This window comes from Nocardia sp. NPDC058658, assembly GCF_042716665.1.
Lineage (GTDB): Bacteria > Actinomycetota > Actinomycetes > Mycobacteriales > Mycobacteriaceae > Nocardia.
In genome coordinates, this window is record NZ_JBHXRR010000001.1 from 786,985 (window position 1) to 805,661 (window position 18,677).

20 protein-coding genes are annotated in these 18,677 nt (G+C 67.3%); 17 read left to right on the top strand and 3 right to left on the bottom strand.

From position 1 onward, the window contains the following. Positions 1-141 precede the first annotated feature (141 nt). A complete protein-coding gene (locus tag ACFWUP_RS03645; protein WP_379230356.1) occupies positions 142-1,641 on the bottom strand; it encodes a flavin-containing monooxygenase in 1,500 nt (499 codons plus the stop codon). A 169-nt stretch (positions 1,642-1,810) separates the two neighbouring features. Between ACFWUP_RS03645 and ACFWUP_RS03650 the strand changes: the two genes are divergently transcribed. Next, positions 1,811-2,965: an LLM class flavin-dependent oxidoreductase gene (locus ACFWUP_RS03650; protein WP_379230358.1), complete on the top strand. Its 1,155-nt coding sequence runs from the start codon at positions 1,811-1,813 to the stop codon at positions 2,963-2,965. A 41-nt stretch (positions 2,966-3,006) separates the two neighbouring features. On the opposite strand, the gene ACFWUP_RS03655 is transcribed toward ACFWUP_RS03650, so the two are convergent. Further along, positions 3,007-3,312, bottom strand: coding sequence for a hypothetical protein (locus ACFWUP_RS03655; RefSeq protein WP_379230360.1), 306 nt, complete (start codon positions 3,310-3,312; stop codon positions 3,007-3,009). A 310-nt stretch (positions 3,313-3,622) separates the two neighbouring features. Here ACFWUP_RS03655 and ACFWUP_RS03660 point away from each other — a divergent pair, with 310 nt between their 5' ends. The 5 genes from ACFWUP_RS03660 to ACFWUP_RS03680 all read left to right on the top strand — a co-directional run bounded on the left by ACFWUP_RS03660 (position 3,623) and on the right by ACFWUP_RS03680 (position 7,479). Next, positions 3,623-4,249: an HAD family hydrolase gene (locus ACFWUP_RS03660; protein WP_379230362.1), complete on the top strand. Its 627-nt coding sequence runs from the start codon at positions 3,623-3,625 to the stop codon at positions 4,247-4,249. Between the two features lie 48 nt (positions 4,250-4,297). Next, positions 4,298-4,879 (top strand): class I SAM-dependent methyltransferase, encoded by a 582-nt coding sequence (locus ACFWUP_RS03665; protein WP_379230363.1) that lies wholly within the window; start codon positions 4,298-4,300, stop codon positions 4,877-4,879. Positions 4,880-5,044: 165 nt separating this feature from the next. Continuing rightward, positions 5,045-5,482: a DUF4247 domain-containing protein gene (locus tag ACFWUP_RS03670; RefSeq protein ID WP_379230365.1), complete on the top strand. Its 438-nt coding sequence runs from the start codon at positions 5,045-5,047 to the stop codon at positions 5,480-5,482. 42 nt (positions 5,483-5,524) lie between these two features. Next, positions 5,525-5,950, top strand: coding sequence for a DUF350 domain-containing protein (locus ACFWUP_RS03675; protein WP_379230367.1), 426 nt, complete (start codon positions 5,525-5,527; stop codon positions 5,948-5,950). Then, positions 5,950-7,479: a polyamine aminopropyltransferase gene (locus ACFWUP_RS03680; RefSeq protein WP_379230369.1), complete on the top strand. Its 1,530-nt coding sequence runs from the start codon at positions 5,950-5,952 to the stop codon at positions 7,477-7,479. Before ACFWUP_RS03675 ends, ACFWUP_RS03680 begins: the two co-directional genes overlap by 1 nt. Before the next feature lie 4 nt (positions 7,480-7,483). On the opposite strand, the gene ACFWUP_RS03685 is transcribed toward ACFWUP_RS03680, so the two are convergent. Continuing rightward, positions 7,484-8,536, bottom strand: a complete 1,053-nt coding sequence (locus ACFWUP_RS03685; RefSeq protein WP_379230370.1) for an NAD-dependent epimerase/dehydratase family protein — start codon at positions 8,534-8,536, stop codon at positions 7,484-7,486. Positions 8,537-8,634: 98 nt separating this feature from the next. Between ACFWUP_RS03685 and ACFWUP_RS03690 the strand changes: the two genes are divergently transcribed. From ACFWUP_RS03690 to ACFWUP_RS03740, 11 genes are all read left to right on the top strand, one after another. Continuing rightward, on the top strand, positions 8,635-9,258 hold the full coding sequence (locus ACFWUP_RS03690; RefSeq protein WP_379230372.1) for a TetR/AcrR family transcriptional regulator: 624 nt from the start codon (positions 8,635-8,637) through the stop codon (positions 9,256-9,258). A 97-nt stretch (positions 9,259-9,355) separates the two neighbouring features. Then, positions 9,356-9,676 (top strand): nuclear transport factor 2 family protein, encoded by a 321-nt coding sequence (locus ACFWUP_RS03695; RefSeq protein ID WP_379230374.1) that lies wholly within the window; start codon positions 9,356-9,358, stop codon positions 9,674-9,676. Between the two features lie 71 nt (positions 9,677-9,747). Continuing rightward, on the top strand, positions 9,748-10,896 hold the full coding sequence (locus ACFWUP_RS03700; protein ID WP_379230375.1) for an alkaline phosphatase family protein: 1,149 nt from the start codon (positions 9,748-9,750) through the stop codon (positions 10,894-10,896). Positions 10,897-10,958: 62 nt separating this feature from the next. After that, positions 10,959-11,279, top strand: coding sequence for a hypothetical protein (locus ACFWUP_RS03705; protein WP_379230377.1), 321 nt, complete (start codon positions 10,959-10,961; stop codon positions 11,277-11,279). 221 nt (positions 11,280-11,500) lie between these two features. After that, positions 11,501-12,727, top strand: a complete 1,227-nt coding sequence (locus tag ACFWUP_RS03710; protein ID WP_379230948.1) for a transcriptional regulator — start codon at positions 11,501-11,503, stop codon at positions 12,725-12,727. A gap of 87 nt (positions 12,728-12,814) precedes the next feature. Further along, positions 12,815-14,332 (top strand): aldehyde dehydrogenase family protein, encoded by a 1,518-nt coding sequence (locus ACFWUP_RS03715; RefSeq protein ID WP_379230379.1) that lies wholly within the window; start codon positions 12,815-12,817, stop codon positions 14,330-14,332. Beyond that, complete coding sequence (locus tag ACFWUP_RS03720) at positions 14,332-14,739, top strand: DUF779 domain-containing protein (protein WP_379230381.1); 408 nt, start codon at positions 14,332-14,334, stop codon at positions 14,737-14,739. The genes ACFWUP_RS03715 and ACFWUP_RS03720 overlap by 1 nt, the downstream gene beginning before the upstream one ends. 224 nt (positions 14,740-14,963) lie before the next feature. Next, positions 14,964-17,294, top strand: a complete 2,331-nt coding sequence (locus ACFWUP_RS03725) for a nitrate- and nitrite sensing domain-containing protein (RefSeq protein ID WP_379230382.1) — start codon at positions 14,964-14,966, stop codon at positions 17,292-17,294. Between the two features lies 1 nt (position 17,295). After that, positions 17,296-17,700, top strand: coding sequence for a roadblock/LC7 domain-containing protein (locus ACFWUP_RS03730; RefSeq protein WP_056809728.1), 405 nt, complete (start codon positions 17,296-17,298; stop codon positions 17,698-17,700). A 12-nt stretch (positions 17,701-17,712) separates the two neighbouring features. Then, the gene (locus tag ACFWUP_RS03735; RefSeq protein ID WP_379230384.1) at positions 17,713-18,087 is read left to right on the top strand and encodes a DUF742 domain-containing protein; all 375 of its coding nucleotides are present in this window, start codon (positions 17,713-17,715) and stop codon (positions 18,085-18,087) included. Next, entirely contained in the window at positions 18,068-18,673 is a 606-nt protein-coding gene (locus ACFWUP_RS03740; RefSeq protein WP_379230386.1) for an ATP/GTP-binding protein, read from the top strand. The genes ACFWUP_RS03735 and ACFWUP_RS03740 overlap by 20 nt, the downstream gene beginning before the upstream one ends. The last annotated feature ends 4 nt before the right edge of the window (positions 18,674-18,677 follow it).

Genomic DNA, 18,677 nt, shown 5'->3' on the forward strand with positions numbered 1-18,677 from the left:
CCTTCATCTCCCCGGGCGGTGTCTTCGATCGCGATAGTATCCGAGGAGCTGAAAGTTCGCCCGGGCTAACGAAATCGGCTGATCCCGGACAGCGAAAAGGCCCGCCACAGAAAATGTGGCGGGCCTCGTCGGTTCGGTGCGTCAGGCGCCGACGGCCTTCTCGCCGGCCTTGACGGTAGTGCCGGTCTTGCTGAACTGCAGCACGCCGTCTTCGATCGGGGCCTTGTGCATCAGCGTGCGGTCCCGGTAGTAGTTGTTGATCAGCTTCCACGCGCCACGCGCGCCCTGGCGCGGCATCTCATCGTTGCCGCGCTGGATGTAGCCCGAGGTCAGGGCGCCACCCATCAGGGACTCTTCGGCGATGTCCTCGGGGTTGGCGTGCACCTCGAAGGTGGTGTAGCCGCGGTCGCGCATGATGTTGAGCACCCGGCACAGGTACGCGGCGGCGAGGTCGGCCTTGAGCGTCCAGGACGCGTTGGTGTAGCCGATGATCATCAGGAAGTTCGGGATGTCGGAGTACAGCACGCTCTTGTAGGCGACCGTCTCGTTGAACTTCACCGGCTTGTCGTCGATGCTCAGCGCGATCCCGCCCAGCATCTGCACGTTCAGCCCCGTCGCGGTGACGATGATGTCGGCCTCGAGCTCCTGACCCGACTCGGTCAGGATGCCGTTGGCGGTGAACTTGGCGATCTTGTCGGTGACGATGTCGGCCTTGCCGCTCTTGAGCACCTTGAACAGATCACCGTTGGGGACCACGCACAGGCGCTGATCCCACGGGTTGTAGCTGGGGGTGAAGTGGCGCAGGTCCACCTTCTTGCCCAGCTGCAGGCGCACCTGAGCCAGCATCAGCTTCTTGGCCAGCTCGGGGTTGGTGCGCGAGAGCTGGAAGCTGGCGCGCTGCAGGGCGATATTGCGGGCGCGGCCGATCTTGTAGGCGATCTGGTCGGGCACGCGGGTCTTCTTGAAGCCGATCGCGACCGGGTCGTCCGAGGGCAGTGCCTGGATCCAGGTGGGCGAACGCTGCAGCATCGTGACGTGCGCGGCGGTGTCGGCCATCGACGGGATCAGCGTGATCGCGGTGGCGCCGGAACCGATGACCACCACCTTCTTGCCTGCGTAGTCCAGGTCCTCGGGCCAGTGCTGCGGGTGCACGATCTGGCCCTTGAAGTCTTCCTGGCCGGGGAATTCCGGCTGGTAGCCCTTGTCGTAGTTGTAGTAGCCGCTGGCGCCGACGACGAAGTTGGCGGTCCAGGTCTCGGTCTCACCGGTCGCCTCGACTACCGCGGTGACGGTCCACAGGGCACTCGCGCGATCGAAGTCGGCGGTGACGACCTTGCGTCCGAAGGTGATGTGGTCGGTGACGCCGTATTCCTTGGCGGTGTCCTCGACGTAATCACGGATGCTGGCGCCGTCGGCGAGCACCTTGGTGCCGATCCAGGGCCGGAAGCCGAAACCGAAGGTGAGCATGTCCGAGTCGGAGCGGATGCCGGGGTACTTGAACAGATCCCAGGTGCCACCGATGTTCTCGCGGCGCTCGAGGATCGCATAGCTGCGTCCGGTCTGCTCGCGAATGAGGTGACAGGCCGTGCCGATTCCGGACAGGCCAGCGCCGATGATCAGTACGTCGACATGCCGCGTCATTGAGGAAACTCGTTTCGTAGGGTCGCCGACCCGAGCACCGTCGCCCGAGCCTGCCTTCGAGGTTACGTGTTTCGTATAGTTACGTCTAGTTAGGGTTGGCGTGTCGGGGGTTGCGCGCACGGTGAGCGCAATCCGTGACGTTCGCGGGCGCGCCGGTCAGCATCGAACGATGACCGATCGAGGATTGTCGTTTCACTGGTTCCTGCCCACCTACGGCGATTCACGCGGGCTGATGGCGGGCGGGCACGGCAGTTTCATGTCCGGCGATCGTCCCGCGACGCTGCGCTACCTCAACCAGCTCACCGCCGCGGCCGAGGACAACGGCTTCGAAGGCGTCCTGACCCCCACCGGCGCCTGGTGCGAGGACGCGTGGCTGACCACGGCGATGCTCGTGCAGACCAGCGAGACATTGAAGTTCCTGGTCGCGCTGCGCCCCGGCCTGACCAGCCCCACCCTGGCCGCACAGATGGCGGCCACCTTCCAGCGTCATTCCGGCGGGCGCCTGCTGCTCAATGTGGTCACCGGCGGCGAGCAGCACGAACAGCAGGCCTACGGCGACTTCCTCGACAAGACCCAGCGCTACGCGCGCACCGGCGAGTTCCTGCACATCGTGCGCGAGCTGTGGGAGTCGACCGAGCCGTTCAGCTTCACCGGCGAGCACCTGCGCGTCCAGGACGCGATCCTCAGCGCCCGCCCCGACCCGATTCCGCCGGTCTTCTTCGGCGGCTCGTCAGGCCCCGCAGGCCCGATCGCCGCCCGCTACGCCGACACCTACCTCACCTGGGGCGAACCGCTGGACGCCGTCGCAACGAAGCTCGACTGGATCCGCGGACTGGCCGCGATCGAGGGCCGCACCGTCGACTTCGGCCTGCGCATCCACGTGATCAGCCGCGACACCGCCGCCGAGGCGTGGGCCGAGGCCGACCGGCTCCTCTCCGGCATCTCCCCCGGCGAGATCGAACGGGTCCAGGCGAACCTGGCCAAGAGCGACTCCGAGGGTCAGCGGCGGATGGCGCAACTGCACAACGGCCGCGCCGACGGCCTCGAGATCGCCCCGAACCTGTGGGCGGGCGTCGGCCTGGTGCGCGGCGGGGCGGGCACGGCGCTGGTCGGTTCGCACGCCGAGGTGGCCGATCGCCTGCTCGAATACGCCGCGATCGGCATCGACCACTTCATCCTGTCCGGGTATCCACACCTCGAGGAGGCGTACTGGTTCGGCGAAGGTGTGCTGCCGATTCTGGAGAGCAAAGGGGTGTGGACCCATCCGTCGCGGCCGGTGCGGGTGCCGACGGTCGCACCGTTCACGGCAGCGGCCAGCAGCTGACGCGGGCGTTTCGCCAGCCCGGATGCCGAGACCGAGCAGCCCTAGCGAATCCCGGAAACAGTTGACGCCCGAGGATCGGCGCGGACGAGGTCATAGACATAGGATCGTGCGCCCTTGCGGCTCACCCATACGCCCTCGGGAGGAATCTCGCCTTGCCCAGCATCGTCGAACGGGCGGCTCGAGACCTCACCGACGGCGTTGCACACAACCCAGCCGAAGCCGGGCAGTCGCCGACACCAAATATCTAGGTCGACCCGCCTGTACGAGGGGTAGCCGTGCGCGTCCCCGTCACGGGCGAACTCATAGGTCAGCCCATCCACGCGCCGCACGAACTTCACACCCGACATCGGACCATCCTCACCGAGGACTTCGGCCCGATCAACCGGGCGGCAGCGACAGTGGCACGCAATGCAGGCTTGCGTTGTCTGCCAGTCGCTGTGTTCCCGGGTGGCTCAGCGCCTTTCGGCAATCTCGCGATCAGAGCTCGACCTGCCAGTTTTCTGGTTACCGACCAGTCGGACCGAAAAGCCGTGACGCACACTGTGCTTGGATGCAGCGCTCCCCTGCCGATTTCGGCATCGAGTGCAGCGGGGGTTCCACGTGAATCAGTGCAGTTCAGGGGGCGATCGGAAGGGGGTGGGGCGATAGGCTCTGGGTGTGACTCTTACTGTCGGGTTCGATCTTGATATGACGCTCATCGACTCGCGTCCGGGGGTCGCGCTGGCGATCGACACGCTTGCTCGGGAGTTCGATCTGCCGATGGACGGGTCGCATTTCGCGGAGCATCTCGGGCCGCCGCTGGCGACGCTGTTGGGGGATGCGGGGGCGCCGGATGATCTGGTTCCGCATCTGGTCGCCCGGTATCGCGAGTTGTACCCGGGTGTTGTCGATCGGATCGGGGCGCTGCCGGGGGCCGATGACGCGTTGGCTGCGGTGCGGGCGGGTGGTGGGCGGACGTTGGTGGTGACCGGGAAGTTCGAGCCGCATGCGCGGCTGCATGTCGATCACCTGGGGTGGCAGGTCGATCGGCTCGCGGGTGATCTGTGGTCGACCGGGAAGGCCGATGTTCTACGGGAGGAGTCAGCGCAAGTTTTCGTCGGTGATCACGCGGGTGACATGCGCGGAGCGAAGGCTGCGGGGGTGGTGGCGGTCGGTGTGACGACCGGGCCCTACGACGCCGAGGGGTTGTGGGCGGCGGGTGCCGATGTGGTGCTCGACGATCTCACCCAGTTCGCCGAGTGGATGTCGGCCCACGCGACGAACGGTCGTCGAAAAAGCTTGTGAGGCAGCTCAGTTCCGGAACCCTTCCGGGATGTGGCGCGTTGACCGGTCATGCCGACCGACCCCTACTGGAACCACAATGTGCACTACCACTCCTGGGTACTCGATCAGGTGCCCGAGAATGCCCGCACGGCACTGGATATCGGCTGCGGCGACGGACTGCTCGCCCGCAAACTCGCGACCCGCTGCGATGCGGTGCTGGGGGTCGACATCGACGATCAGGTGATCGCGGACGCGCCCGCCGCGCCGAATGTCCACCTCGAACACGCCGACTTCCGCGACCTCGACCAGACCTTCGACGTGGTCACCGCCGTGGCGACCCTGCATCACGTGCCCGTGCGTGACGGCGTCTCCACCCTGCGCCACCTCGTCGCCCCGGGCGGCACGCTCGCGGTGGTCGGGCTCTGGAAGATGCACCCGGTCACCGACTTTCACTACCTCCCGCTGCTCCCCGCGATCTGGGGGATCGACCGCTGGCGGCATCGGTCCTACGGTGGGCCTTCGGTTGCCCTGCGGGATCCGCAGGAGACGATGGGCGAAATCCGTGCGGCGGCGGCCGAGCACCTGCCCGGTGCGGAGATCCGGCGGCGGCTGATGTGGCGCTACACCTTGCGCTGGCAACGCCCACGCTGAGCGACGGGAACACAGACCAGCAGCACGGGTCCTGTTTGTCCGAATCGATGTGGGGTGCCGGGCCGATGGGGTGATACAGTCCGGCAGGATTTTTCGATGGGGAGGGTCAGTCATCAACGCATCACGGACAGTTGTGTGGCGCACCGGGTTCGGGGGGTCGGGTCGATGAATCGCACCAGATGGATCATCGCGGGCGTGGTAGCGGTGGTTGTGGTGATCGTGGCGGTGATCGCCGTTGTCGTTGTCACGCGCGACGACGACCCGCGCGAATTCGTCGCCGAGAAGTATCGACGGGCGCAGCAGCTCGACCAGACGAACAACGGTCTGGCCTTCCTCGCCACCGCCGCACCGGCCGCGGTGGCCGCGACGATCGCCAAAGCCACCGATCCGCGCGACAAGCGCAATACCGGTGACAACCACTATCTGCGATTCGACAACGATCTCGTCGCGGTGTCACCGCATGCAGGCGGCTCGCTCGTGCTCGTCGACAGCTTCGCCAACGGCACTCGCCGCCACCACACCCACACCAGCAGCTACGGCTGGACCAGCGGCTCCGCGGCGGGCGACTACCGCGGCGGCGGCAGCGACAGCGGCGGCAAGTAGTTCATTCGGGCATCTCGCCCAACAGCACAGGAGGACACTGGAATGCTCGCCGACCTGGCAGCGGACGCGGGCGCCGCGCTCGCCTATTCCGCGGTGGGAATCGTGTTGATGGCCGTCGGTTTCGGCGTCGTCGACCTGCTCACCCCGGGCGACCTGCGCGCCCAGATCTGGATCGAGCGCAATCGCAATGCCGCGATCCTGTTGGCCTCGAACCTGTTCGGGGTCGGAATCATCGTGGCCGTGGCCATCTGGACGTCCGAGGGCAGGATCGCCGAGGCGCTGCTGGCCAGCGCGATCTACGGCATCATCGGACTGGCCGCGATGGCGGTGGCGTTCGTGCTGCTCGACGCGCTCACCCCGGGTGATTTCAGGGCCGTCGTCGCCGACGCGGAAACGCACCCGGCCGTGTGGGTCACGGCGTCGGCGCATGTCGCGGTCGCGCTGGTGGTGGCCGCGGGCCTGACCTGATGCCACGGCACCGCCTGGCCAGGGCGGCGCTGCTGGCGACCGTGTTCGTCTGTGCGGCATGCGGTTTGGTGTACGAGCTGTCGCTGGTCACGCTCGGCAGTTATCTGATCGGTGACACCGCCGCCCAGGCGTCGATCACGTTGAGCGTGATGGTGTGTTCGATGGGTGTCGGCGCGTTGCTGGCGAAACCGTTGCGGCCGCATGCCGCCGCGGCTTTCGTCGCGGTGGAGTTGGCGTTGGCCGTGGTGGGTGGGCTGTCGGTGGCTGCCCTGTACGCCAGTTTCGCGTGGCTCAATATCTATACGGGCACGCTGGTGTTGGCGGCGGCGGTGATCGGGATGCTCGTCGGTGCGGAGATTCCGCTGCTGATGGAGTTGCTGCAGGACATCCGCAAGCAGGAGGCCAGTAGCGCGGTCGCCGATCTTTTCGCGGCCGACTATGTGGGCGCGCTGCTGGGTGGGTTGGCGTTTCCGTTCCTGCTGTTGCCGGTGTTCGGGCAGATTCGCGGCAGCCTCGTAGTGGGGGTCGTGAATGCGATCGCCGGACTCGCGTTAGCGTTCTTCTTCTTTCGCGACAGGATGACGCGCGGCGCCCGGCACACGCTGATCGCCGCCACCGTCGCGGTCGCGTGCGGTCTCACCGGCAGCTACCTCTACGCCGACCGGTTCGAGGCGACCGCCCAGCAGGCCCTGTTCGCCCACCCGATCGTCTGGCAGACGCGCACGCCGTATCAGCAGATCGTGCTCACCGAATCGTTCTCCCCGTTCGGCACCACCGACACCCGGCTCTATCTCAACGGCGGACTCCAGTTCTCCTCGATCGACGAATACCGCTACCACGAAGCACTGGTGCACCCGGTGCTGTCCGGTGCGCACCGCGAGGTGCTGGTACTCGGCGGTGGCGACGGCCTCGCGCTGCGCGAGATCCTGCGCTACCCCGATATCGCCCACGTGACACTGGTCGAACTCGACCCCGCGATGGTCGACCTCGCCCGCACCGACGACCGCCTCACCGAACTCAACCGGCACGCCTTCGACGACCCACGGGTCACCGTCGTCAACGCCGACGCGTTCACCTGGTTACGCAGCGCCCCAAGCCTTTTCGACGCGGTGATCGTCGACCTGCCCGACCCCGACCAGACCTCGGTGGCCAAGCTGTACTCGCAGGAGTTCTACGCGATGACCGCCAATGTCATGGCGCCCGGCGCGCGCATGGTCGTCCAATCGGGCTCCCCCTTCTTCGCCCCGCGCTCCTTCTGGACCATCGACGCGACCCTGCGATCCGCGGGTCTGCTAACGACCCCGTACCACGTGGACGTCCCGAGTTTCGGTGACTGGGGGTTCGTACTGGCCGCGACCACCGCGAACCCCGCACCGTCGCTGCGTAGCCCCGGCCCGCTGCGCTCCCTCGACGAGGCCACCCTCACCGCGGCCACCGTCTTCCCACCGGACCGCCGCCCGGTCGATCCCGAGGTCTCGACGTTGATGCACCCGGTGATCCTGGATCTGCAACGTCAGGAATGGCGCTGATCGCTCAGCGTGTTCCGGCGGCGGCGGGCGATGACGCCGACTTGCCGGGAGCGGTGACGATGCCGAAGGCGATCAAGCTGTCGGCGGTGTCGCGGACGGTGTCCTCGATCGGGCGCATGGTCCAGCCCAGTTCGCGGCGGGCCTTGTCGGCGCTGACGTGTTCGGTGCGGCCCAGGACCGGCACGGTCAGGCGCACACCCTTGTCGAAGATCGCGACGACGCGGATCAACCAGTTCGGCAGGACCCTGGTGGGAACGCGGAAGTCTTCGTAGTCGCGAGCCAGTAGGCGGGCCAACTCCCCCATCCACAGCGGGTCGGTCGCGCAGATGTATCGATTGCCCGCGGCCTCGGGCACTTCCATCGCCAACCGGTGCGCGACAGCCAGATCGCGCACATCGACGGGCGTCCAGCCGGTGTTCACCGCACCGGGAACATCGCGGGCCAGCAGCCGGCGGACCGGTTCGTGGGAGGTGCTGGTTCGGGCTTCCAGCAGCGGGCCGAGGATCATGCCGGGGTTCAGCACGACCAGTTCGGTTGCGGTGGAAGAGGATTCGATGAAATCCCAGGCCGCCCGTTCGGCGAGGGTCTTGCTCTTCTGATAGGCGGAGATGCGGTCGACCACCGACCAATCGTCCTCGGTGCGTACCTCGTCCACGTCATGGCCGTAGGCGACGGCGGCGACCGAGGAGGTGAGCACCACACGACGCACACCGGCCGACGCGGCGGCGCGCAGCACTCGCAACGTGCCCTGGACTGCGGGTTCGATGAGGTCTTGTTCGTTGTCCGGTGGCGTGGACGGGAACGGTGACGCCACGTGCAGCACGGCGTCGCAATCGGCGACCGCCGCCGCCCAGCCTGCGTCGTCGTCGAGGGAGGCCGCGACGAATTCCAGGTCGCCACCGGTGCGGCGGGCGAGTTCGGTGAGATGGGCGCGTTTGGCGTGTGCGGCGAGGTCGCGCACGGTGGCGCGGACGGCGTAGCCGTGGTCGAGGAGTTCGGCGATGCAATGGCCTGCGACGAAACCTGTCGCGCCGGTGACGAGGACCCGAGTGGTCATGATGTCTCCTATCTGAGCGGTGCTCAGTTAATCTAAACACTGCATAGATTTCCTGTCCAGTGCCAATTCCACGCGAGTTCTCGCCTACCCTCACAAGGGTGAAGCGCACTAGTTACCACCACGGCGACCTGCGCGCCACGCTGATGGACGCCTGCCTGCGCCTGATCGAGAGCGAGGGTCTGGCCGCGGTGAGCTTGCGCCGCGTCGCCAGGGAGGCCGGGGTCAGCAGCGGCGCGCCCTATCACCATTTCGCCGACCGCGCCGCGCTGCTGTCGGCGCTGTCGATCGACGGCTTCCAGCAGCTGGCCGCCTATCTGACCGCCGCCAGAGCATCGACAACCGACCCGCTGCAAGCGCTCACCGAACTCGGCGTTGCCTACGTGCAGTTCTCTCGCGAGCACCCCGCCCAGTTCCGGCTGATGTTCCGACCCGAATTGTCCCAGCCCGACAAACACCCCGACGCCCACGCCGCCGGTGACGCCGCCTTCGACGTCCTGGTCGAGACGGTGGCCGAATGTGTCGCCGTCGGCGCGCTCCCCGCCGACCGCGCCGAAACCCTCGCCGTCGCGTGGTGGGCGCTCGGCCACGGGCTCGCGTCGCTGTGGCTCGACGGCTACCTCGAGAAACGCAGCGAGCAGATGGGCACCCACGCGCCCGAGCTCGTCGACGCGATCACGCGCACATTCACCGCGCTGATCACCCCGGACGCTCCCACCGGCTGACGCGCCGCCCGATATTCCGGCGGCGCGACGCGTGCGCTCACTTACAGTGGGTATCACCGCGTTAGCCGTTGTGTAGCCATTTCGAGCAGGAGGCCCGATGTCTGGCACCGCGAAACTCGATCCCGTTGTCGAGGCCTTCGTCGACGCGCTCAACGCGCAGGACACCGACCAGTTCTACGGTCTGCTCACCGAGGACGCGACAATGTCCGATGATGGTGTCGAACGCAACCTCGCGCAATGGACCGAGGCCGAGATCTTCAGCAGCAACGGACATCTCGTCGTGGACACGATCGATTCCGACGACGGTCTCGCCCTCACCGCCGACTACACCAACAGCCGGTGGGGTTCGATGCGTACCACCTGGCAGTTCGTCCTGCGCGACGGGCTGATCAGCCGATTCGAGACAGGACAGGCATGAACGGTCAACGGCCGGAGGCGGTAGCGGAGCGTGACCACGCAGGCCGTCCGAGCATGCCGAGGCAACACAGCGTGATCGACCATCTCCTTCGCACTCCCCGTTACGGCACCGCCTCACTCGCCGATCTGCTCCCCTCGGTCCTGACCTGCCTCGGCGTGCCCGGCGACACCGATCGGCTCGGCCTCGACCTCGATGTCGACCATGTCTGCGTGCTACTCGTGGACGGGCTCGGCGCGGATGCCCTCGCGGCCGAAGCCGCCGCGGCACCGTTCCTGACCAGCCTGCCCGAGGTGAGCATCGACGCCGGCTTCCCGAGCACCACGGCGACGAGCCTGACCACCCTCGGCACCGGCCTGCCTTCGGGTGAGCACGGCATCGTCGGCTACTGCATGCGTTTGCCCGGCGAAGAACGCCTGTTCAATTCGCTGCGATGGCAGCTCATGGGCGACGGACCGAAAGTCGACGCACGCGCAACGCTTCCCCCGGACCGAATCCAGCCGCACCGCACCATCTTCGAACGCGCCACCGAGGCGGGCATCGCGGCAGTCCAGGTGGCGCCGAGCTACCAGGACGGTTCCGGGCTGACCATGGCAGGCTGGCGCGGCGGCCGATTCCACACGGCCTATTCGGTCGGCGATCTCATCGACGGCGTGTTGACCGCACTGACCTCGGCGCCGAAAACCCTTGTCTACACCTATCATTCGGAACTCGACACCACCGGTCACGCCCGCGGGCCCGCCAGCCGGGCGTGGCGGTTCGAGCTGGCCAATGTGGACCGGATCGCCGCCGAGATCGCGGCGCGACTGCCCGCCCGCTCGGCGCTCATCGTCACCGCCGATCACGGCATGGTCGAACTCGTCGAGCGCATCGACTTCGACACTCACGCGTCGCTGTCCGAGAATGTCATAGCCCTCGGCGGTGAACCACGTGCCCGCCACGTCTATACCGACGACAGCGCTTCCGTTGCCGACACCTGGCGCGAGGTACTGGGGTCGGCGTTCCTGGTGCGCACGCGAGCGGAAGCGATCGACGCGGGCTGGTTCGGTCCCACCGTCACCCACGACGCCGCCGCGCGCATCGGCGATCTCGTCGTGATCGCCACCGGCGACGGCGGCATCGTGCGCTCCGGCGCCGAACCGATGCAATCGCTGATCATCGGCCACCACGGCTCCCTCACATCCGCCGAACTGCGGGTTCCGTTGCGAATCCACCGTGCCTGAACGCAGGCGCATAAGCTGACGTCGACGCGCACACGCGCGCAGCGAACCTTGCAGGAGGAACCATGGCTGTCACCACCCGAACCGGCGCCGTCGCGGTGGGCGTCGCGGTGCTGGCAGCCATGGTCGCAGGCTGCACCGAGGTCGAGCGGGTGCTCAACCAGGGCGGCGACACCAGCTGTCGCGACTACGTCAACCAGGAGCCGAACACCAAGCGGATCACCATCACCAAGGCGATCAAACAGCAGACCGGCAACGACAACGAACCGGCGGGCACCGTGGTCGACTCGATGATCGTGCAGGTCGACGTGCTGTGCGCGACCCAGCGCAATGTCGACACCCCGATCAAGAACGCCGACATCGCCGGCATCTTCCTGAACAAATAGCCCGCGTCAAGGCGACACGACAGGCTGACACCCGGCGAACCGGTCGTCCTCGGCACAAACGTTCCCACGGCGGCGCCCCAGCTGATAAACAGTAAGCGCCACACCCGTTCTCGTCGCTGGAACGGTGCGTCACCGACGAGCAGGGAGTGAACGTGGACGACGAACCGAGCCGGGCTCGTCCGCGCGGGGATTCGGGCAGGGCTCGACCCCACGACAACCCGATCGCCGGATCGCACGGGGCAGAACGACTTTCGGACTACCGGGTCGAGCTCGAGAAGCAGTGGCATCGCCTCGCGGCACCGTCGCGCCCGCTCACGCTGCCCCGCGACACCGGGGCCGTGCGCAACGATGTCGCCAAATCCTGGCAGCGCTCCCTGCACACCGTCGACCCGGCCACCGAGGTGGCGCCCGGATTCAACGACATCAGCGACCGCTGGTCAGAATCCCCGCTGCGCAGACCCGTCACCGAACTCGCAGGCCAACTGCGCGGAATGGCCGAGGAATCAGGCTATCTCGCTGTCGTCAGTGACGAATCGGGCACCATCCTGTGGACCGCGGGCGATCGCGGACTGCGCCGCCAGGGCGAAGCGGTGAACTTCGCGCCGGGCGGGGTGTGGGACGAAAGCCACATGGGCACCAACGGATTGTCCCTGGCCCTGCACGACGACCGGGCCGTCACCGTGTTCTCCGCCGAACACCTCGTCGCCGCACTGCACGGCTGGGTCTGTTACTCCGCGCCCATCCACGGCCCCGACGGGCGCACGGTCGGCGTGCTCGACCTGTCCTCGACCTGGGAACGCTCGCATCCGATGGTGATGACCTCGGTCCGCGCGCTCGTCACCGCCGTTGAGACGATGCTGCGCGCCGAAGCGCCCACCCCCGCACCGGGCGTGCGACTCGAATGTCTCGGTGCGGCAAGGCTTTTGCGTGACGGACGGCCGGTGCCGCTGCCACCGCGCCAACTCGAGATCCTGGCCCTGCTCGCCCTCGAACCCGACGGCTACACCCCCGAGCAGTTGCACGCCGCGGTCTACGGCGAGCGGTCGGTGTCGCTCAACACCCTCAAAGCCGATGTGTCACACCTGCGCCGCGCCACCCGCGGCGAGATCGCCAACCGGCGCTACATGCTCACGGGCGCGGTGTCCTGTGACGCGGTGGATCTGCTGGCCGCCATCGAGGGCGGCGACCTCACCTCGGCGCTGTACCTGTATCGCGGACCGCTGCTGCCCGGTTCGGATCTGCCCGGGGTGGAACAGTGGCGTGCCCACCTCGACGTCGGCATCCGCAACGCGGTGCTCGGCAGCGATCGGCCCGAACACGCGGTCGCCTTCGGGCAGCGCTGCCCCGGCGACATCGCGGTCCACGAACACGCGCTGCGGCTACTGCCCCGCGACGACGTCCGCCGCGCCGTCGTCACCGCCCGGCTGTTCACCGCGCGCCAGGGCTGACCTGCGCAAACACCGTCACCAACCTCGTACCAACCTTCTCCGACAATAGTGTGCAGCACGACGCACGGGTCGCGAGGAGCGAGGCGAATGATCTACGGCAAACCCGGATCGGATACCGGCATAGTCAGCTATGCCCCCCGATACGACAACTTCATCGGAGGTGACTGGTCGCCCCCTGTCGAAGGCCGTTATTTCGACAACACCTCACCGGTCGACGGCGAGACCTTCTGCGCGGTGGCCCGTTCCACCGCCGCCGATATCGACATGGCACTGGAAGCCGCGCATCGCGCGAGCGAACGCTGGGCCGCGACCTCGGTCGCCGAGCGCTGCGACATCCTGCTCAAGATCGCCGACCGGATCGAGAACAGCCTCGAACCCCTGGCGGTGGCCGAAACCTGGGACAACGGCAAACCGATCCGCGAAACCCTCGCGGCCGACCTGCCGCTGGCCGTCGATCACTTCCGCTACTTCGCGGGAGTGCTCCGTGCCCAAGAGGGTTCGCTGTCGCAGATCGACGCCGACACCGTCGCCTACCACTTCCACGAACCCCTGGGAGTGGTCGGACAGATCATTCCGTGGAATTTCCCGATCCTCATGGCCGCCTGGAAACTCGCGCCCGCCCTCGCGGCGGGCAACTGCGTGGTCATCAAACCGGCCGAGCAGACACCGGCCTCGCTGCTGCTCGTCGTCGAACTCATCGCCGACCTGCTGCCCGACGGGGTTCTCAACGTGGTCAACGGTTTCGGCGTCGAAGCGGGCAAGCCACTCGCTCAGAGCCCGCGGGTGGCCAAGATCGCGTTCACCGGCGAGACCACCACCGGGCGGCTGATCATGCAGTACGCGAGCGAAAACATCATCCCGGTCACCCTCGAACTCGGCGGCAAGAGCCCCAACATCTTCCTGCCCGATGTGCTCGCCGCCGACGACGACTACCTCGACAAGGCCGTCGAGGGGTTCGTCATGTTCGCCCTGAACCAGGGCGAGGTGTGCACGTGCCCGTCTCGGGCGCTGATCCACTCGTCGATCTACGACGAATTCCTCGCCCGCGCCATCGCCCGCACCGAGTCCATCGTGTCCGGTCATCCGCTCGACACCGCGACGATGATCGGCGCGCAGGCGGGCAACGACCAGTACGAGAAGATCCTGTCCTATTTCGACATCGGCAGAGCCGAAGGCGCCCGCGTGCTCACTGGAGGGGAAGCACGCAAGGTCGACGGCCTACCGGGTGGGTACTACATCGAACCCACCGTCTTCGAAGGTGACAACACGATGCGGATCTTCCAGGAGGAGATCTTCGGCCCCGTCGTCGCGGTCACCCGCTTCGACACCGTCGACGAGGCGATCCGCATCGCCAACGACACCCTCTACGGTCTCGGTGCGGGCGTGTGGACCCGTGACATCAACACTGCCCACCGGCTCGGCCGCGGCCTCGAGGCGGGCCGGGTCTGGACCAACTGCTACCACGCCTACCCCGCCCACGCCGCGTTCGGCGGCTACAAGAAGTCGGGTTTCGGCCGGGAGAACCACGCGATGATGCTCGAGCACTACCAGCAGACCAAGAACCTGCTGGTCAGCTATTCGACGACGAAACTCGGGATGTTCTGATGCAGAATCGAATCCACCGTGTCGAGATCACCGAACGCGCCCAGAACCTGCTGCGCCGCATCATCGAGGACAACGGACCCGTCCTGTTCCGCCAGACCGGCGAATGCTGCGACGACGACAGCGCACCGGTCTGCCTGCCCGCCAAGCAGTTCCCGATCGAGAAGGCCGACATCCTGCTCGGGCGGCTGAGCTGGCACACCGAATTCTGGATCAGCCCCGAGCAATTCGACTGCTGGAAAGACACCCACCTCACCGTCGACGTCACCCGCGGTGAGGCCGCCGAGGACTCCCTAGAGGCCGGTCAGGGCATGCGCTTCGTGTTGCGCGCGCGACTGCTGACCGACGCGGAGAACGCGGCACTGGCGGCCGCACCGCCGCCACGCACGGGCGCCGACCGCACGCTGTAGCGGCGGCGGCGCCGAAAGACCTGACCTGGCAGCATCTTTCCCGGCGCTGCCAGGTCACGGCGAGCCCCCGCCGACTGGGCCATCGCGGCTCAGCCGGCGGGGCGAGCTCGCCGTTCTTTCGTCTTCGGCCGCGCAGAGCAAATGTGTTCGCGCACAAACCGAATCGCGTCCCGCTGAGCGAGACACACACGACAACAGTGCAACGATTCCGTTACATTATGGCGATGTTCTTAGCGAGACTCGGTGTGCGCACCCGGATTCTGGCGATCGCTCTCATACCGAGTTTGACCCTGGTGGTGGTCGGCGTCGGCGCCGCCGGGTACCTGGTCAAGCAGAGTAACGACGCGAAAGCGTGGGCGACCCAGCTGCAATCGATGGTGGGCCCGGTCCAGGAACAGCTGGAATCCTTCCAGTCCGAACGCTCACTGACGCTGGCCCTGCTGGCCGGTGACGAAACCGCGGCGCCCGCACTGCCCGCCGCTCGCGCGCGCGCCGACACCTCGTTCACCAAGATGAACGTCGCCGTGCAGAAACTCCGCTCGGTCAACGGTGTCGAGATCGGTGACAGCCAAGCCGCCTACGACCAGTTCCTGCAGGCGCAGATCCAGGTCCGCGCCGCCGTCGACGCGCGCATGCTGCCCACCCCGGACGCGTACAACTTCTTCAACACCGTCATCGACAAGTTCTCCGCGGGTTCGAATGTCGCCTCGCTGCAGGCGCCGAGCGCGGAACTGGCCGTTCGGTCCACCTACGGCGACCGGCTGCTCGCGGTCATCGAGTCGATGTCGCGCGCCAACACACTCGGCACCGCGCTGATCGCCTCCAACGGCAACCTCGCGATCCCCCTCGACGAGTTCATGCGCCAGAGCGGGCACTTCCAGACCGGTCTCGTCGCCCTCACCCCCCAGCTCGACCCGAGCGAGCGCGATCAGGTGAACGCGCTCATGGCCAGCCCGCAGTGGCAACAGGTCATCGCGATGAACGCCGCGCTCATCACGCGCTACTCCGACCCCGCCGCGGTCGGCGCCAAGCCGGGTGCCTATCCCCCGCTGCCCGCGACCCCGGCCGAATGGCAGAACTCCACCGGCTTCGTCACCCGCTCGCTGCTGGATCTGTATGTCGCACACAACCGGATCGTGCAGACCAAGGCGGCCGATTCCGCCGCGACCGCGGAAACCACCTCGGCCCTGGCCGGTGGCGGCGTCGTCGCGCTGAGTGTGCTGGTGTTCCTGATCGCGGTGATCCTGGCCAACCGGATCATTCGGCGCCTGCGTCGGCTGCGCACCCAAACGCTGCAGCTGGCTGACGAACAGCTGCCGGCCACCATGCGCATCCTGCGCGAGGGTGGTGAGGTCGACCCCGCCGCGACCGCACCGAAGCTCGACTTCGGCACCGACGAGATCGGCCAGGTCGCCGACGCCTTCGAGCACGCCGCCGCCGCCGCGATCGGTGCCGCCGTCGACGAGGCCCGCACGCGGGAAGGTGTGCGCGCGGTGTTCCTCAATATCGCCCACCGCAGCCAGATCGTGGTGCACCGCCAGCTCGAGATCCTCGACGAAGCCGAACGGCGCCAAGAGGATCCGGCCCTGCTCGAGACCCTGTTCCGGCTCGATCACCTGGCCACTCGTGAACGCCGCAACGCCGAGAACCTGATCATCCTCGGCGGCGGACGGCCCGGGCGGCAGTGGCGCCAGCCGGTGCCGGTGATGGACGTGGTGCGCAGCGCCATCGGTGAGACCCTGGATTACGCGCGGGTGCGGGTCACCAAACTGCCCGAGGTCAGTGTTGTCGGCACCGTGGTGGCCGACCTCGTGCACCTGCTCGCCGAACTCGTCGACAACGCCACCGCGTTCTCCCCGCCGCAGTCGCGGGTCGAGGCGGGCGGCAACATCGTCGGCAAGGGTGTGGTCGTCGAGATCACCGACCAGGGCATGGGCATGAGCGCCGAGGACCTGGTGCGCTACAACAACATGCTGGCCGATCCGCCGGACTTCGGTGTCGGCACGCTGTCCTCGGACTCGCGCCTCGGCCTGTTCGTGGTCGCCCGGCTCGCCCTCGCCCACGGTGTGTCGGTGCGGCTGAGCGAATCCGACTACGGCGGCATCCGCGCCATCGTGCTGATTCCGCAGCAGTTGCTGGCCGGTGAGGCCGAACTGGCCGACATGCCGCCCGCCATGACCGGCCCGCTGCGTCGCGGTCTGCCCGCACCGCAGGAACCGGCACCGGTCGCCGCCCTGGAATCGGCACCGACGCCGGTCGCGACGCTGCTCGCCGACCCGCCGACCCCGCGTCCGATGACACCGGCCCCGGAAATGCCGGTCGTGGCGCCCCCGCGCTACGACACCGCCTCCGACGAGCGGCCGGCGCTGCCGCGTCGCAGCAGGCAGACAAATCTGGCGCCGGAGCTCACCGAGCCCGCCGCCGAGGCGCCGAGCGCACCGGAGCGTCCCCGCTCCCCCGAACAGGCGCGCGACATCATGTCCGCGATCGAGAACGGCACCCGCCAGGGTCGCAAACAACAGGCCCCATCGAATCAGGACGAACAGGAAGGCTGAGGTGAACTCTTCCCCCGGTGATCTCAACTGGCTACTCGACGATCTCGTCGACCGGCTGGCAGGGGTCCGCTACGCGGTCGTGCTGTCCACCGACGGGCTGTTGCTCGGACGTTCCTCGCAGATGAAGCGTGAAGACGCCGAACACTTCGCCGCGATGTCGTCGACCCTCTACGGTCTCGCGCGCAGCGCGGGCAGCCGGTTCGACGGTGGTGGCGTGCGCCAAGCGGTGATCGAGCTCGATCGGGCCGTGCTGTTCGTCACCTCGGCGGGCGAAAACGCTTGCCTGGCACTGCAAGCCAACGAGTCGGCCAATCTCGGCATGGTCGCCTACGAAATGAATCTCACCGTGCAGCGGGTCGGCAGCTATCTGTCGACGGAACCGCGGCACGGGCATGCACAGCTATAGAAAGTTTCGACAATGACTCGACTCGGCGATCCGTGGTTCGACGACGCGGCCGGACCCCTGGTCCGGCCGTACGCGGTGACCCGCGGCCGCACCATGGGTGCGGCGCACGACTTGGACATGCTCACGGTGGTGGTGGCAGTGCATCCCGCCCCCACCCTGCGCAAGCCAGAACCCGAGTACCGGACGATCGCGCAGCTGTGCAAGCGTCCCCAGTCGGTGGCCGAGGTCTCGGCCGTGCTGAAACTGCCTCTGGCGGTGACCAAGATCCTCGTCGGTGATCTCATCGCCGAGGGTCACCTCATCTTCCGGGCTCCAGTAACGGCCGAGGCCGGTGCCGGTGACCTCAACATATTGCGAGCGGTTCTGGATGGCATCCGAAAACTTTGACCCGATGTCCGCAGGCGACCAGCACATGGCCGCCTCGGTCAAGATTCTCATCGCCGGCGGCTTCGGCGTCGGCAAGACCACCATGGTGGCCGCGATCAGCGAGATCGCGCCGCTGCGGACCGAAGAGCTGATCACCGAGGTGAGCACCGGTGTCGACGATCTGTCGGGCGTGGAGCAGAAGCACACGACCACCGTCGCGCTGGACTTCGGGCGCATCACCATCGACCGGGATCTGGTGCTGTACCTGTTCGGCACGCCCGGCCAGGACCGCTTCTGGTTCCTGTGGGACGAGCTGTGCCGTGGCGCGCTCGGCGCGATCGTGCTGGCCGACACCCGCCGGTTGAGCAATTCCTTTGCCGCCGTTGACTTCTTCGAGCGGCGCGGCCTGCCGTTCCTGATCGCGGTGAACTGCTTCGACGGTGCGCCGCGCTACACCGTCGACGAGGTGCGCGACGCGCTGGACCTGGATCCCGCCACCCCGGTGATCCTGTGCGACGCGCGCGATCGGCCCTCGGCCAAGGCGGTGCTGACCCACCTGGTCGAGTACCTGATCGACCGCGCCGCACGGACTCCCGTCACCACCTGAGCGG